This window comes from Alistipes provencensis (genome assembly GCF_900083545.1).
Lineage (GTDB): Bacteria > Bacteroidota > Bacteroidia > Bacteroidales > Rikenellaceae > Alistipes > Alistipes provencensis.
The window spans coordinates 3,446,896-3,462,913 of sequence record NZ_LT559262.1 but is presented as its reverse complement, the minus strand read 5'-3'; the positions used below and the strand labels follow the sequence as shown (position 1 = coordinate 3,462,913).

The 16,018-nt window shown below is 63.5% G+C and carries 11 protein-coding genes; 3 read left to right on the top strand and 8 right to left on the bottom strand.

The genetic code is table 11. The annotated features are described in order from the left end of the window. Positions 1-135: 135 nt before the first annotated feature. The 4 genes from BN5935_RS15600 to BN5935_RS13515 form a co-directional block, all read right to left on the bottom strand. Positions 136-375, bottom strand: coding sequence for a hypothetical protein (locus BN5935_RS15600; RefSeq protein ID WP_235821117.1), 240 nt, complete (start codon positions 373-375; stop codon positions 136-138). Between the two features lie 181 nt (positions 376-556). Further along, on the bottom strand, positions 557-1,417 hold the full coding sequence (locus BN5935_RS13525; protein ID WP_064976564.1) for a hypothetical protein: 861 nt from the start codon (positions 1,415-1,417) through the stop codon (positions 557-559). 149 nt (positions 1,418-1,566) lie between these two features. Continuing rightward, entirely contained in the window at positions 1,567-3,264 is a 1,698-nt protein-coding gene (locus BN5935_RS13520) for an ATP-binding cassette domain-containing protein (RefSeq protein WP_064976563.1), read from the bottom strand. Continuing rightward, the gene (locus tag BN5935_RS13515) at positions 3,261-6,407 is read right to left on the bottom strand and encodes a UvrD-helicase domain-containing protein (RefSeq protein ID WP_064976562.1); all 3,147 of its coding nucleotides are present in this window, start codon (positions 6,405-6,407) and stop codon (positions 3,261-3,263) included. The genes BN5935_RS13520 and BN5935_RS13515 overlap by 4 nt, the downstream gene beginning before the upstream one ends. A 96-nt stretch (positions 6,408-6,503) precedes the next feature. Between BN5935_RS13515 and BN5935_RS13510 the strand changes: the two genes are divergently transcribed. Together BN5935_RS13510 and BN5935_RS13505 are read left to right on the top strand one after the other, a co-directional pair. Next, positions 6,504-7,205: a GIN domain-containing protein gene (locus BN5935_RS13510; RefSeq protein ID WP_064976561.1), complete on the top strand. Its 702-nt coding sequence runs from the start codon at positions 6,504-6,506 to the stop codon at positions 7,203-7,205. Then, complete coding sequence (locus BN5935_RS13505) at positions 7,202-10,042, top strand: PD-(D/E)XK nuclease family protein (protein WP_064976560.1); 2,841 nt, start codon at positions 7,202-7,204, stop codon at positions 10,040-10,042. The genes BN5935_RS13510 and BN5935_RS13505 overlap by 4 nt, the downstream gene beginning before the upstream one ends. A gap of 224 nt (positions 10,043-10,266) precedes the next feature. Here BN5935_RS13505 and BN5935_RS13500 read toward each other — a convergent pair whose 3' ends face one another. The 4 genes from BN5935_RS13500 to BN5935_RS13485 are packed head-to-tail and all read right to left on the bottom strand — an operon-like array spanning position 10,267 to position 13,234. Further along, on the bottom strand, positions 10,267-10,824 hold the full coding sequence (locus tag BN5935_RS13500; protein ID WP_064976559.1) for an HAD family hydrolase: 558 nt from the start codon (positions 10,822-10,824) through the stop codon (positions 10,267-10,269). A gap of 6 nt (positions 10,825-10,830) precedes the next feature. Continuing rightward, positions 10,831-11,247 (bottom strand): MmcQ/YjbR family DNA-binding protein, encoded by a 417-nt coding sequence (locus BN5935_RS13495; protein WP_064976558.1) that lies wholly within the window; start codon positions 11,245-11,247, stop codon positions 10,831-10,833. Positions 11,248-11,259: 12 nt separating this feature from the next. Further along, positions 11,260-12,210, bottom strand: coding sequence for a M23 family metallopeptidase (locus BN5935_RS13490; protein WP_064976557.1), 951 nt, complete (start codon positions 12,208-12,210; stop codon positions 11,260-11,262). A 1-nt stretch (position 12,211) separates the two neighbouring features. Beyond that, on the bottom strand, positions 12,212-13,234 hold the full coding sequence (locus BN5935_RS13485) for a M23 family metallopeptidase (RefSeq protein WP_064976556.1): 1,023 nt from the start codon (positions 13,232-13,234) through the stop codon (positions 12,212-12,214). Between the two features lie 98 nt (positions 13,235-13,332). On the opposite strand from BN5935_RS13485, the gene alaS reads away from it, so the two are divergent. Then, positions 13,333-15,954: an alanine--tRNA ligase gene (gene alaS / locus BN5935_RS13480; protein WP_064976555.1), complete on the top strand. Its 2,622-nt coding sequence runs from the start codon at positions 13,333-13,335 to the stop codon at positions 15,952-15,954. Positions 15,955-16,018 lie beyond the last annotated feature (64 nt).

Below are 16,018 nucleotides of genomic sequence, written 5' to 3'. Positions count from 1 at the left end.
TCTGCCGCACATCGCTTAAATCCCCGAATGGGACGTACTCCGGTACTACCCATCCGGGGATTTTTCACGATGCACGACACCTGTACTGCACTGACCGGAAATTGTCCCGCCTCCTTGCGGTTTTTGTTTTTGTGCCTATTTGCGGCAGATTCTCCGCAGGAACCACAGCGGGTATTTCCGTACGGGGCGCATCCACAGCCAGATGCGCGCCAGCAGCAGGTGGAGGCGCCCGCAGTCCACGATTCCGTAAATCCGCTCCCGGGGGATGGTCTCCGTGCCGGCGACGTTGCCGTCGCCCAGCAGGACGATGTGCGACGTTTCGGCGCGAATGATGCGGTGCACGACGAAATTCCCGGCGTCGGTCTCGCCCAGCACGACGTGCCCGCGGACGAGGTCGCCGGGCCGCAGCGGCCGGGCCGCAGCGGGCGCAGGCGGATGCGGCTGCCGCTGCGGAAGAACGGGAGCATGCTCTGGCCCATCACGCGCACGTCGACGGCCTGCCCTTCGAGCAGCAGGTCGCGGACGAATCCGAAGACGGTGCTGTTGTCCGAGATATTCATTCTCCGAAGACGGTTTGGCAGGAAAGCCGGGCCGCGTCGGCGTCGGGCAGGCATTCGAGGTGGTAGACCGGGACGCTTTCGATCACCCGCGAGAGCAGGGTGCAGACATCGTCCTGCAACCGTTCGTCGTGGCTGAAAGCCGGGGGCGCCGAGGGCAGCAGGGCTCCGATGGCCTCGATCGGGCGCAGGCGGCGGATGCGGTTGTGCGGGGCCTGCGAGAGCCGCACGATGGCCGCGATGGGCAGGTGCTCGTTGCGGTAGCAGGGCGTTTTGCCGCTCCACGGCGATCCCCAGACCTGCGGGGCGTCGTCGCCGGCGCTGATGATCGGACTGTCGTCGTTGAGCAGTTCGGCGCCGGGGATATGCTCCCGCCACAGCCGCGTGTGGGTGCTTTTTCCGGTTCCCGACTCCCCGAGGAACAGCACGCCCCGGTCGCGGTGGCGGATCACCGAGGAGTGGAAAGCCACGGCTTTGCGGCCGACGGCGGCGATGTTGTAGAGCGTCCACAATCCGAAGCGCAGCAACGCCGGGTTGTGGCGCGGGGTGAAGTCGCTCGCGGCCTGTGTTGAGCCGTATGCCGTGCGGAAGCGGGCCGGGGCGGAGCCGTCGCGGGGCGCTATTTCGAGCAGGTAACCTGCGTCGTCGCGCCCGAAGCGGCAGTCGGCGTCGGCATCGGTGAAGTCGAAGCGGTAGAGTTCGCGGTAGCCGGCTTCGTTCGGAATCCGGGGGACGATCTCCAGCGCGAGGTCCGCTGGGCCGGGCTCCGCCGTCCGGAACGGGTGCAGGGCCCGGGTGAAATGCGCTCCCGCGCAGGTGTCGGGCAGGGAGATGCGGATATTGGCGATTGTGTAATTCATAAGGCGTTCGTTAGCGTTCATTTTGCCGCGGAGCGGCACAAAGTCCCTCCCTGAGGGAGGGGTTTGGGGTGGGGTATGATTTGTAAACGCCGCTGCAGGCGGCGACAACGACCGGGAGATGCCTCGATTCGGGGTTTTGAAGTTTCATCTTATTCTTCAAGCGTTATGATTCGGTCGCAGTATTCGAGCGAGGTTTCACGGTGGGCGATCACCAGCAGGGTCAACCCCGGATTTTGCGCGGCGATCGCGGCGATCGAGCGGTTGATCTCGCCCTCGGTGCGGCTGTCCAGCGCCGAGGTCGCCTCGTCGAAAAAGAGTACGTCGGCCCGGCGGTAGAGGGCCCGGGCGATGCCGATGCGCTGGCGCTGTCCGCCCGAGAGCCGGCAGCCGCATTCGCCGACGGGGGTGTCGATGCCCCGGGGCAGGGATGCGACGAAATCGCCCAGTTGGGCCGCTTCGAGCGCTTCGGCGACCCGCCGGCGGTCGATCTCGTCGGACGGGATGCCCGGCGCGACGTTCGAGGCGAAGCTCCCGTCGCTGAGGAACAGGTGTTGGGAAACATAGCCGATGCGATTCTGCCACGCCCGGCGGTTGGCCGCGGTGAGTGCGACGCCGTCGACGGCGATCTCGCCCGACGTGGGTTCGTAAAGTCCCAGCAGGAGGTTGAAAAGGGTGGTCTTGCCCGTTCCCGAGGCGCCGCGGATGCCGATGCGCTCGCCTTTGCGGATCGTGAGCGAGAGCCCTCCGAAAAGTTCCCGGCCCTTGTCCGTGAAGCGGAACGAGAGGTTGCGGACGGCGATCTCGCGTTCGAAAGGCAGTATCTCGGTGTTCGGTGCCGACGGTTCGCAGGGTACGGCCCCGAGGGCCGCCGCGTCGCGCAGGATCGGGATGGTGTAGCGGTTGTAACGGATCGTTGCCCAGCCCGACATGATGCCGCGGACCGAGGGCATCAGCCGCAGGGCCGCCACGGCGAAGACGCCGAAGAGCAGTTGGGCCTGCCCGTGGCCGAAGCTGAGGGCCGCGAAGAGGGCCATGCCCACGGCCAGCCCCACCTCGGTGAACATCTGGGGCAGTTGGCCGATGTCGGCCTCGCGCGAACGGGTGCGCACGACTTCGTCCATCGTGCGGTCGAAAGCCCGGAGCATCCCCGGGAAGGCGTTGCTGAGTTCGATGTCGGCATAGCCGCGGAAGGTCTCGGCCACGAGCCGCGCCTTTTCGCGCTGGGCGCGGTTCTCCAGCTCGCCGTAGCGGTTGATGCGGTTGCGGACCAGCGCGTAGTAGAGCCACACCGAGGGGAGGAAGATCAGGGCGGCGAGCAGGGCCGCCAAAGGCGTGTAGAGGGCCAGCGCGACGAACAGCAGTACGAGGAGCATGGCTTCGGCGATGACCCCGGCGGCGGGGCGCAGGACCCCGGCGGCGAAGGCCAGACAGACGACGTTGACGTTGCGGGCCAGCACCGAGGAGTTGGAGCTGTTGATGAAGGCGAGCCCCCGGTCGTGGTAGGCGACGTAAAGGCGCCGCGAGAGGGTGCGGTAGAGGTCGTAGATATAGCGGCGTTCGGCGCGTGCGAGCAGGAAATTGATGCCGCATTTGACGACCATGAACGCCACGACGCCCGCGCAGAGGACCAGCGCGAAGGTGTGCGGCGAGCCGAGGCCCGAGGCGGCGTAGATGTGCGCCAGCGGGCCGTCGCCCTCGAATCCCGCGGGATCGAGGACCAGCGTCAGCGCGGGCAGCAGGGCCGCCAGCCCCGCGAGGTTCAGCACGGCGCGCAGCAGCAGTGTCGCGGCAATCCGGATGCCCCGGCGGCGGAATGCCGCGGGAAGTATTTGGAAGATGCTTCTCATGGTTCCACTTTTTCGATCGTCCCCAGTTTTACATACCAGAGGTATCCCTCGACCCCCTCGTAACCCATTTCGAGCAGCAGACGGAGGTATTCGCGCATCTGGCGGCGGTAGCGTTCGGCGTCGCGTTCGCCGAACTTGTAGTCGACGGCCACGACCCGTCCCTCGCCGATCATCACGCGGTCGGGACGCCGCGTCGACGAGCTTCCGGGGAGGATGATCTCGCTCTCGTTGCGGACCTGCCGCCAGCCGCCCCCGAACCATTCGCGCACCTCGGGGTGCTCCAACGCCCGGGCGATCATCTGCCGCAGGGTCGCGGCATCGTCGGGGGAGAGCGTGCCGTCGGCCTCCATGCGCCGCACGGCATCGTGGATCTGCGCCTCGTCGCCGGCCTGTTCGAAGGCCCGGTGCATCAGGATGCCGAAGTTGCGGGGCGAAAGCTCGACGTCGGCCCCGTCCTCGAAATAGCGCTGCGAGGGGAGCCGCAGCCGCAGGTCGGCGCGCGCCGTGGGGTAGTCCTCGAGGATGACGTGTTCGGCCTCGGAGCGTTTCGAACCGCCGGCGACGGGTCCTGCGAACTCCCCGAAAGCGAAGTGTTCGCCCGTCTCGTCGGTCGTATAGCGTCCCTCGGTGTCGCCCAGCAGGGCTTTGTCGCCGTCGATGCGGATGCTTTGCAGCAGCAGTCCTCCGACCGTGCGGCCGCCCTTCTGCGGGATGAAGACGTGCAGCGACTCGGCGGCGCGTGTGAGGGCCACATATAAAAGATTGACGTTGTCGACGTGGGCGTAGACCAGTTCGCGGTAGTACTCGGCCGAGAAATCCGACTCGGCCATCGCCCGTTTGTACCTCACCGGGAAGCGGCCGATCCCGCCGGCCGCCTCGCCGCGGGCCTCGGCCCAGACGATGTTCTGCACCATGCCGCTCGACTTGGGGTCGAGTGCCCACGAGCAGTAGGGGATCAGCACGGCGCGTTTTTCGAGTCCTTTGGCCTTGTGGATGGTGGTGATCTCGACCGTCGTGGCACTCTCGTCGACCGACAGCGAGCGGTTTTTGCCCGTCTCCTCCCACCAGCGCAGGAACAGCGCGATATCGGCGATTTTTGTGGCGCAGAAGGCGATGATCTGCTCGTGGATGGCTTGCAGGTAGGCCGTCTGGCGGCGGTCGACCTCGAGGGCGTGCTCCATGACGATGCGCTCGAACGCCTCCTCGGGCGACAGCAGGCGGATCGACCGGAAGAAATCGCGTTCGCCGTCGGTCAGCACGCGGTCGAAAGCGTGGCCGAGGTAGTGATTGTAGACGGCCCGCGAAAGCGAGTCGTCGGGGTTGAGCGCCAGCCGCAGGGCGGCGGCGATGAACGAACTGACGGGGGCGTTGCCGACGATCAGGGCCTCCTGCGTCATCACGTCGAAGCGGTAGCGCGGATTCTCGTTGCGGCGCTTGAAGTCGAGCAGTTCGGCGGCGACCTTCGCGCCGTCGGTGGCCCCGCGCACGAGGATCATGATGTCGCACGGCCGGAATCCCTTGTCGATCAGCGCGCAGATGCGCTCGACGACGGGTGGCTGTTCGGCGAAGGTCTCGACCGAGACATAACCCGGATGTTCGGCTTTGCGGCGCGGCGTCTGGGCGTGTTCGCGGTAGGCGTCGGCCAGCGTGTCGCGCAGCGAGGCGGCCTCCGCGGGGTCGATGGCCCCCTCGTCGGCGGCTTTCGAGAGGGTCTCGTTGAGCGCGAGGTTGTCCGCGGCGACAATTTGCCGGATGATGCGGTTGTTGAAATCGACCACCGCGGGCAGGCTCCGCCAGTTCTCCTTGAGGTTTTTCACGACCGTGTTGTCGTGCCCCAACGCCTTTTGGGCGTTCTCGTGGAGGATGCGCCAATCGCCGCCGCGCCAGCGGTAGATCGACTGCTTGATATCGCCCACAATCAGCACTGAGGTTTCCTCGGACTGCGCCATGGCGTTTTGCAACAAGGGCAGGAAATTTTCCCATTCCTTGACCGACGTGTCCTGGAACTCGTCGATCATGAAACGGTCGAAACGGTTGCCGACCTTCTCGTAGATGAACGGCGCGTCGTTGTGGCCGATGAACTCCGAAAGGACGTATTTGGTCTCCGAGAGGAGCATCGTATTCTGTTCGTCGCACAACTGTTGCACCCGTTCGTAGAGGTCCGACAGCAGGGCGAAACTGCGGTAGTTCTCGCGCAGCAGGTCGCAGGTGTTCCAGCTCCGCACGTTCGTATCGTACAGGTCGCACATTTCGCGCAGCAGGGGGTGCAACTCCGTGGCGAGTGCCTGTGCGGGCGATCCTTTGGCGGCCCAGCCGTCGGTCGCGGCGGCCATCTTGGCCGCCGTGGCGCCGTAGGGTTTCAGTTCGCCCGCGGCGACGGTGTAGAACCAGTTGGCGAAACTGCGGCTCTTGCCCGAGAAATCGGCCGCCGTGAGCCCTGCTCCGGAGATGAGGGCAACGGCCTGCGCGGCCGCTTCCTGCATCCGTTTTTTGGTCGCCTCGGCGTGCGCCGTGGCGCGCGAGACGATCTCGTGCAGCTCCTCGCGCGAACGGGCCCGGCCCAGCGCGGCCTTGTTCTTCTCCTTGAACAGTTCGCCGCCCAACGAAAGAATGCCGTCGCGGATGTCCCACTTGCGGCCCTCGTCGATGCGCTCCTGCACGAACTCCGTGAGCCACCGCTGGAGGTCGCGGTCGACGGTGATCTGCTCGATCAGCGTGTCGGCGCTTTTGGAGAGCACCGATGCCGTTTCGATTTCGACGTTGTAATTGAGGTCGATGCCCAGCTCCTTGATGAAGGCCCGTAGGATGCGCTGGAAAAAGGTGTCGATCGTGAGCACCGTGAAGCGCGAATAGTCGTGCAGGATTTTCGAGCGCACCTCGGCGGCGCGTTTGCGCACCGACTGCTCGTCGAGCGACAGCTCGCGGCACAGGTCTTTCAGGTAGGGGCTTTCGGCACCGGACGCCAAGGCGTGAATCTCTTTCAGGATGCGCGATTTCATCTCCTCGGTGGCCTTGTTGGTAAAGGTCACCGCGAGGATGTGCCGGTAGAGACCGGGTTGGCCGATCACGTCGCAGACGTATTTGTAGGCCAGTTGGTAGGTCTTTCCCGATCCGGCGCTTGCATTCAGAATCTTCGCTCTCACTGTCCGAAATTTCGTTTTAAAGGGTAAAAATACAAAACAAATCCCGAACTTCGCAATAATTTTGTAATTTAGCGGAGGTAAAACAAGACCTTTGTTATGAAGAAAATGATTCTGACGGCCGTGATGCTGGCCGCCGCCGTGCTCTGCCGCGCACAGCAGCCCGCCGAAGCCGGGGAACGCCGCGAATGGCTCACTTCGTTCACTGCCGTTGAAGTGACGGCTCCGCTCGACATCAAATTTGTTTCGGTGCCCGACACCGAAGCCCCCAAAATCGTCTACGACACCAAGGGCTCCTATACGACCAAGTTCCGCGCCGAAGTGAAGGATAAGGTGCTGCGCATCTCGGAGCGCGCCGACGCGCGCCGTCCCGACCGCACCTCCGTGACGGTCTATTACAACTCGCTGGAGCGCATCGCCATCGCCGACGCCGTGGCGACGTTCGACAGCACGCTGGTGGCCACGGTGCTCGATCTGACGGTGGGCGGCATGGCGCAGGTGACGGCCCGGATGGATGTCAAGGACCTCAAGATGGAGCTTTCGGGCAAGAGCTCGGCCACGCTGACGGGTGCCGTGCGCTACCTCTCGCTGTTCGTCTCGACCGGAAAGGTCGAAGCCGCGGGGCTGGAGACGATGGCCGCCGAAGTCAACGTCACCAGTTCGGGAACCGCTTCGCTGTGGGTGACCGACCGTTTTCAGGGCAAGACCTCGACCGGGGGCAAGATCACCTACAAGGGAGTTCCGCCCATCGTCCGCGGCGGTTCGAAATTCATGGGCGGCGACATCACGCGGGTGGAGTGAAAACCTTTCTTTACGAAGTCGCCGAGGATCTCTATGCCCGCTATGGCGAAGGGCTGTCCGAGCGGGCGATGCTCTTTCCGTCGCGGCGCGCGCGGCTGTTCTTCGTCGACGCCCTGACGGGCATCGCCGGGCGGCCCATGTGGCAGCCCGAGTGGGTGACGATCGACGACCTGATGTCCGAAATCTCGGGCCTCGTGGCGGGCGACCGCATCCGGCTCATCACCGAGCTCTACAAAATCTATTCGGAATACCACACCGAGCCTTTCGACAAGTTCTATTTCTGGGGCGATATGCTCCTGACGGATTTCGACACGGTGGACAAATACCGCATCGACGCCGCGATGCTGTTCCGCAACATCTCGGAGATCAAGGAGATCGAAGCCGACATTTCGTACCTCACCCCCGCGCAGTTGCAAATCCTGCGCTTCTGGTCGTCGCTGGGCGACGAGGCCGACCTCTCGGCCGAGAAGCGCAAGTTTCTGGCTATCTGGAAGACGCTGGGGCCCGTCTACCACCGTTTCCGCGAACGTCTCGCTGAGCTGGGCATCGCCTACAACGGCATGGTCCAGCGCGCCGCCGCCGACCGCATCCGCGGGGGCGGGTATGCGTTCCCCGAGCCGAGACGCTATGTCGTGGCGGGTTTCAACGCCTTGTCGGAGTGTGAAAAGGTGCTTTTCCGGTTCCTTTCGACCGCCGCCGAGACCGATTTCTACTGGGATTACGACTCCTATTATAAGGATCGCCCCGAGCAGGAAGCCGGGATGTTCGTGCGCGAGAACGTCGTGCAGTTCCCGCCGCGCGGGGCCGTGTCGCACGACAACATGGAGCGGCCCAAGGAGCTGACCGCCGTGGCCGCGGTGTCGAACGCCGTGCAGTGTAAACATGCCGCCGCGATCCTGCGCCGTCTGGCTGCCGCGGGGCCGTTGGACAAGCGCACTGCGGTGGTGCTGACGGACGAGAACCTGCTCCTGCCGCTGTTGTACGCCCTGCCGCCCGAGATCGGGCGGGTCAACGTCACGATGGGTTATCCGCTGCGGTCCAGCCTGGCCTATACGTTTATCGAGCGTCTCGTGGAGTTGCAGGCTCACCGCCGCGCGAAAGGGGCGGGATGCACGTTCTACCACGCCGACGCCGTGGGCATCCTCGCGCATCCTTATGTTTCGGACTGCGACGCCGCCCTGACGCGCGGGATGCAGGAGGAGATCGTGCGCGAACGACGCATCTCGATCGACGCCAAATGGCTGGGGCGCAACGAACTGCTGCAAATGGTCTTTTCGCCCGCCGCCGAGTGGCGCGACCTCTCGGACTGGCTGCTGAGGGTTACGGCCGCCGTGGCCCGGATGCCTTACGAGGGCGACGACGCCCGGCAGCGGGTGGAGTTTCTGGCCGTGATCGCCGAGGAGCTCACCAAGCTGCGCAACTCGCTGGATCAATGCGATATCGAGATCACCTCCGAGGTGTACGCCTCGCTCCTGCGCCGCCACCTGCAAACCCTGCGCATCCCCTACGAGGGCGAACCGTTGGAGGGGGTGCAGGTCATGGGAATCCTCGAAACCCGCAACCTCGATTTCGACAACGTCGTCCTGCTGTCGATGAACGACGACAACTTCCCGGGTAACCACATGGCGCAGGCGTCGTTCGTGCCCTACAACCTGCGCGCGGCTTACGGGCTGCCCACGCCCGAGCATCACGAGGGCGTTTACGCCTACTATTTCTACCGCCTCGTGCAGCGTGCCCGGCGGGTGTGGATGCTCTATTGTTCGCATGCCGACGACAAATCGACGGGCGAGCCCAGCCGTTACATTTACCAGTTGGATTATGAGAGCGGTTTTCCGGTGAAAAAGGTCGAGGTGGGCGTCGATGTCAACCTCGCCGAGACGGCTCCGATCGAGGTGGCGAAGGACGAGGGGGTGATGCGGCGTCTGGAGCGCTTCACCGATCCCGAATCGAAGGCCACGCTCTCGCCGACGGCTTTTTTTCGCTATGTGGCGTGTCCCCTGCGGTTCTATTTTCACTCCGTGGCGCGGCTTCAGGCCGACGACGAGATTGCCGAGGAGGTCGACGCCCCGATGTTCGGAACCATCCTCCATGCCGCGGTGCAGAAGCTCTACGCCCGGATCGTGGGGGAGCTGCACCCCGGCGAGATCCTGCGGACGATGCTCCGCACGGGCGAGGTGGCGGCGGCGGTCGAGGCTGCGATCAACGAGAATTACCTCCGGGACACAGCGGCCACGGCCGAGGATTATACGGGCAACCTCCTGCTGGTGAAAGATATCGTCACGCGCTACCTGCGGGGCGGGGTGATGCCTTACGACGCCGCGCACGACGCCTTCACGGTCACGGGACTGGAGCAGGAGGTGGCTTATCCGTTCCCGTTCGAAGCGCAGGGACGGGAGCTGCGGGTGAAGTTCGCGGGCATCGCCGACCGCATCGACGCGCTGGACGACGGGACGCTGCGCGTGGTCGACTACAAGACCGGGGCGCCGCATCTGGAGTTCGCGGGGGTGGAGAGCCTTTTCCGCGGCGAGGGCAAACAGCGGCTTTCGAACATCCTTCAGACGTTGCTTTACGCCATGATGCTCTACCGCACGCGCGGAGCTGACGCCGTGCCGGCGCTCTACTATGTGCGGGCGATGAACCGCCTCGACTACCTGCCGACGCTCGACGATAAGGAAACGGGCGTGCGCGGCGCCGGCTACACGCTCTACGCCGGGCGTTTCGAGGAGTTGGTGCGCGAGACTCTCGCCGAGCTGTACGACCCTTCGGTGCCGTTCCGCCAGTGCGAGGATGCCGACACCTGCAAGTTCTGCGATTTCAATCTGATTTGCAAAAGGTAGTTTTTGCGGCCTGCGGCCGCGGGATTTCATGTACTTTTTTCCGCAAAAAGTACCAAAAACTCCCCGACGGATGCTTTCGCCTGCGACGAACCGTCTAACGCTGGCTTCGGGCGACTATTCGCGGGGGCGCACGCTCCCCGTCCCCTCCGCTCGCGCTTTTAGCCGGTCCGTCGCTTAACGGCTCCGGCATCGAGTCGGGATCGGATTGCCTCCAAGATTTAAGTCTATAATTTCACCGTGAAATACGACGCTCCGCTGCGGCGCGCCGCCTCGATGCCGATGGGCGAATCCTCGAAGATCAGCGTCTCGCGCGGTGTGCAGCCCTCGCGGCGCATGGCCTCCAGAAAGCAGTCCGGGGCCGGTTTGGGATGCTCCACATCCGCTCCCGAGAGGATGCCGTCCACACCGTCTGCGATGCCCAGATGGGTCATTACATGGTCGATATTGTCCCGGCTGCCGGTCGAGACCACCCACACACGGCCGCCGTCGGCGCGGAACTGGCGGCAGAACTCCCACAGCGGCGTGTTGAGCCGTACGGTGTCGAAAAACGTGGGGTAGAGGGCGATCTTGCGCAGGCGCAGTCGTTCCCGCTCGGCGGGGTCGGCGATCCCCAGCCGGGTCAGGAACTCGTTGCACCGCATGCCGAAATAGTGCGCGGCGTACTCCTCTTCGCTGAGCGTGTAACCCGCCTCGCCGAGGGCCGCGACATAGGCCAGCGTATTGGCCCGCCGGGTGTCGGCCAGCGTGCCGTCGAAATCGAGCAGGAGGAGGCGTATCTGCATGGAATCCTATTTTTTGGCCGCCAGCTCGTAGCTGCGGGCAATCAGCGGAACGATTTCCGCGAAAGGTACGACGCCGTCCAGCCGCACGGTGAGCCAGTTGCGCTTGTTCATGTGGTAGCCGGGGAAATAACGCTCGAAGTCGAGCGACCGCGCCATAGTTTCCGCATCGGCCCGAATGTCGAGGATTTCCATCCGTTCCGCTGTCGGGAAGCCCAGCTTGTCCGCCTGTACCGTTAGCAGTGCCGCATACCATTTGGCGTTGTCCTGCCGTCGGAAAACAGCGTTTTCCGGGAATTTTTCCCAGAGGAATTCGGGTTCGTCGCCCCATGTGGCGCGGATGTGCCGGATCACCTGTTGTGTCTGTTCGTTCCGAAAGACCTCTTCGTGCGAGAAACCAAAATTACGAATCCATTCGTTGTCCATATCGGCCGTGTTTTAATCGAACGACTGCATGCCCGATTGTGCGATGCGCATCAGGCGTTGGTACTCGGTGGGCGAGAGCTCCATGAAGAAATAGTGGATCGGGTCCACGCGCATGCCGTCGAGCCGCACCTCGTAGTGGAGGTGGGGAGCCAGCGAAAGGCCCGTGTCGCCCGAGAGGGCGATGATGTCGCCGCGCCGCACGGTCTGTCCCTTGCGGACATTGGTCTTCGAAAGGTGGCTGTACGAGGTCTCGTAGCCGTTGCCGTGGTCGATCACCACGGTCTGTCCCTGCGTCGAGTTGCGCAGCGCCACGTCGCGCACCACGCCGTCGGCCGTGGCGAAGACGCGCGACCCCTCGGGGATGGTGTAGTCGACGCCCTGATGCGATTGCAGGGTCTTGTAGAAGGGGTGTATGCGCATGCCGTAGGAGGCCGTGAGCAGCGTCAGTTGCTTGTTGATGACCGGCTGGATCGCCGGGATGTTGTTGCACCCGCGGCCTGCCGAGTCGATGCGGCATTGCAGGTCGAGGTAGGTGCCGTTGAGCTCGTCCAACTGCTTCTCCATCGCCGCGACCCCTTCGCGCAGTTCGCGCTTGAGCTGGCGCGTCGAGCGGCCGATGATCTTCTCGTAGGTCGCCGACTGGCGCTGTTCGTACTCCGAGTCGAAGTCGTAGGGCTCGGATTCGAACAGGGTGCGGAAGACGTTGCGGTCGCGGTCGGTGAGGTTGCCGAGGACCATTTGCAGCGAGTCGTAACGCTGTGACAATTCGGTGTATTCGCGGCGCAGGCGGTCGGTCGAATGCTTGAGCTGGTACTCGAACGGCGTGTCGAAAAAGAGCGAGAACCCCACATAGTAGAGCACCGCCATGCCTAGCCACACGAAAGCGTGGACCGTGGCGCGGATGATGCGCTGCTTGCGGCGTTTGCGCCGGCGGAGCTTCTCGAGATCCTTTTTTCCTGCCATCTTACAGCTTTTCGAAGTTGGTTTCGCGCATGTTCTCCATGAGGTTCTCGTACTCCTCGGAGGTCATGTCGCGGTTGAAATAGTTGACCGGATTGACGGGCACGCCCTTGTGGATCACCTCGTAGTGGAGGTGGGGACCCGTCGAACGCCCGGTGTTGCCCGTGCGGCCGATGAGCTGGCCGCGCACGACGCGTTCACCGGGCTTCACGAGCACGTCGCTCAGGTGGGCGTAGCGCGTCTTGTAACCGAATTCGTGGTTCAGGAGTATCTGGTGGCCGTAGCCGCCGTTGTAACCGCTCCCGATGGCGGTCTCGACCACGGCGTCGCCCGTGGCGTAGACCGGGGTGCCGCGGTCGCACCCGAGGTCGATGCCCGTGTGGGCGATGATGCGGTGCAGCACGGGGTGCATGCGGCGCGGGCTGAAAGCGCCGATGTGGTTGTTATGCAGCGCGTTGCGGTCGATGGGCCAGATGGCCGGAACGGCCGCCGAAAGCTGCTCCTTGTTCTTCGACAGCAGTTGCAGTTCGTCGAACGACACCGATTCGAGGTAGATCGTGCGGGCCAGCGCGTCGAGCTGCCGCCACGTCCCGACCATCAGCGGGGCGTATTCGTCCTCGGCGAGCGGGGCGTATTTCGAGTCGGGGTAGGGCTGCCACACGCCCGGGATCGAGAGCGTGTCGGTCGAGAAAAGCGACCGGTAGACGTAGTTGTCGCGGTGGCGGATCTCGTCGACGCGCTGCTGGGCGGTGCGGATGCGGTCCTGAAGGATGCGGTATTTGATGACCGTCTCGCGGTTGTCGCTCAGGATGCGGTACATCTTGGGGGTGTAGAAGAAATAGGAGAAGACGACGTTGGCGATCGAGACGAGGATGAAGCCGATCAGTATCTTGCGGATCAGGCGGTAGGTCCGCAGCCGGAACGGGGCCGTCACCACGTCGTGCGTGAGGACCTGAGCTTCGTGCGTCAGCTCCCCCGCACCGGCCTTCAGCGCCCCGGTACCGAATCTGTGTCCTTTTTGCCCCATCGCGGAAAAAACTCTTTAATAAGGTGCAAATTTAGTTTAAAATGTGTAATTTTGCAACCCGAAATCAAGAACGTAAAAATAGGATAAATCAATATACGATGGAATCGAATAAAATTCGTCAGGCTTTTCTCGACTTCTTCGAGTCGAAGGGCCACGTTATCGTGCCTTCGGCCCCGATGGTCGTGAAGGGCGACCCCACGCTGATGTTCACCAACGCGGGCATGAACCAGTTCAAGGACATCTTTCTGGGCAATGCTCCCCGCAAATACCCGCGTGCGGCCGATACGCAGAAATGTCTGCGCGTCTCGGGCAAGCACAACGATCTGGAGGAGGTCGGACACGACACCTACCACCATACGATGTTCGAAATGCTGGGCAACTGGTCCTACGGCGACTATTTCAAGAAGGAGGCGATCGAGTGGGCTTGGGAGCTGCTGCACGGGGTTTACGGGCTGCCTGCCGACCGGATGTACGCCACGGTGTTCGAGGGTTCGGAGGAGGACGGCGTGCCGTTTGATCAGGAGGCTTACGACTACTGGCTGCAATTCCTGCCGGCGGACCACATCATCCGCGGCAACAAGCACGACAACTTCTGGGAGATGGGCGAGACGGGTCCCTGCGGCCCCTGCTCGGAGATTCACTTCGACCTGCGCGACGAGGCGGAGATCGCCCTCAAGCCGGGGCGCGAGATGGTTAACGCGAGCCATCCGCAGGTGATCGAGATCTGGAACCTCGTCTTCATGCAGTTCAACCGCAAGGCCAACGGCTCGCTGGAGGAGCTTCCGGCGCGCAACGTCGACACGGGCATGGGCTTCGAGCGTCTGTGCATGATCCTGCAAGGCAAGAAGTCGAACTACGACACCGATGTTTTCCAGCCCACGATCGGCCGCATCGCGGCGATGTCGGGCAAGAAATACGGCGAGGATGCCAAGGCCGACGTGGCCATGCGCGTGATCGCCGACCACCTGCGCGCCATTGCGTTCTCGATCGCCGACGGGCAGCTCCCGTCGAACGTCAAGGCCGGGTATGTCATCCGCCGCATCCTGCGCCGCGCCGTGCGTTACGGCTACACCTACCTCGGATTCACCGAGCCGACGCTCTGCAAGCTGGTTCCCGGACTGGTCGGGCAGATGGGCGGCCAGTTCCCCGAGCTGAAAGCGCAGCAGGGGCTTATCGAAAAAGTCATCGAAGAAGAAGAAGCATCGTTCCTGCGCACGCTGGCCACAGGTATCAACCTGCTGGACGGCGTCATCGAGCGCACCAAGAAAGAGGGCCGCGAGCTGATCTTCGGCAAGGACGCCTTTGAACTTTACGATACGTTCGGCTTCCCGATCGACCTCACGGAGCTGATCGCCCGCGAACAGGGTGTCGGCGTGGATCTGGCGGCATTCGAGAAGGAGCTGCAGGCTCAGAAGGAGCGTTCGCGCAACGCCGCGGCCGTCGACACCGACGACTGGGTGGAGCTGATTCCCATCAAGGAGAGCCTCTTCACGGGATACGATACGCTGACCGAGAAGGTCCGCATCGCCCGTTACCGCCGTGTGACGTCGAAAGGCAAGACGTCGTACCAGTTGGTCTTCGACCGCACGCCGTTCTACGGCAATTCGGGCGGTCAGATCGGCGACATCGGCTTCATCGAGAGCGCCAACGAGCGCATCGCGGTCGTCGCCACCGAGAAGGAGAACGGCCTGATTATCCATATCGTCAGGGAGCTTCCCGAGAACCCCGCGGCCGAATTCACGGCCAAGGTCGATCCCGAGAAGCGGCAGGCCGCGGCCAACAACCACACCGCCACGCACTTGATGCACGAGGCATTGCGCAAGGTGTTGGGTGCACACGTCGAGCAGAAGGGCTCGCTGGTGACGCCCGAAATCCTGCGCTTCGACTTCTCGCATTTCCAGAAGGTTACGCCCGGGGAGCTGCGCGAGGTGGAGAAGATCGTCAACCGCGCCGTCCGTGCCAACTACCCGCTCGTGGAGAACCGCGAGGCGACGAAGGAAGAGGCCGAGAAGTGCGGTGCGATGATGCTCTTTGGCGAGAAATACGGCGACCGGGTCCGCATGGTCCGCTTCGGAACGTCGGTCGAGCTGTGCGGCGGTACGCACACCAGCGCCACGGGCAATATCGGTTTCTTCAAGATTCTCTCGGAGAGCGCCATCTCGGCCGGCGTGCGCCGCATCGAGGCCGTCACGGGCGAGCAGGCCGAGAAGATCATCTATGCCGCCGAGGACACGATGCGCGATCTGGCCGAATATTTCCACAACCCGCAGGTGCTGCAGGCCGTGAAGAAGATGTTCGAGAGCAACGAAACGCTGTCGAAGGAGGTCGAGGCCATGCGCCGCGAGCAGGTTTCGCAGTGGGCCGACAAGATCATCGCGTCGACGCCCGAGCGTCACGGGGTGCAGTTGATCGCCATGCAGACGGACCGTTCGCCGGAATTCATCAAGGACCTGGCCTATAACCTGCGCCAGCGCTCTTCGAAGCTGGTCTTCGTGCAGGGTGCCGTCAACGAGGGTAAGCCGACGCTGACGATCATGCTCGGCGACGAGGTTACGGCTCAGGGCGTGAATGCGGGAGCTGTCGTGCGCGAAGCCGCCAAACTGATGCAGGGCGGCGGCGGCGGTCAGAATTTCTTCGCGACCGCCGGCGGCAAGAATCCCGACGGACTGCAGGCCGCCATCGACAAGGCCGTGGAGCTGATCGAGGCACAGTTGAAATAATTGTGTAGTTGCCATCCGCGTTTTGGTCTAAGTCCCGGTTGATAATCCGGTCGCGCCGCGACTA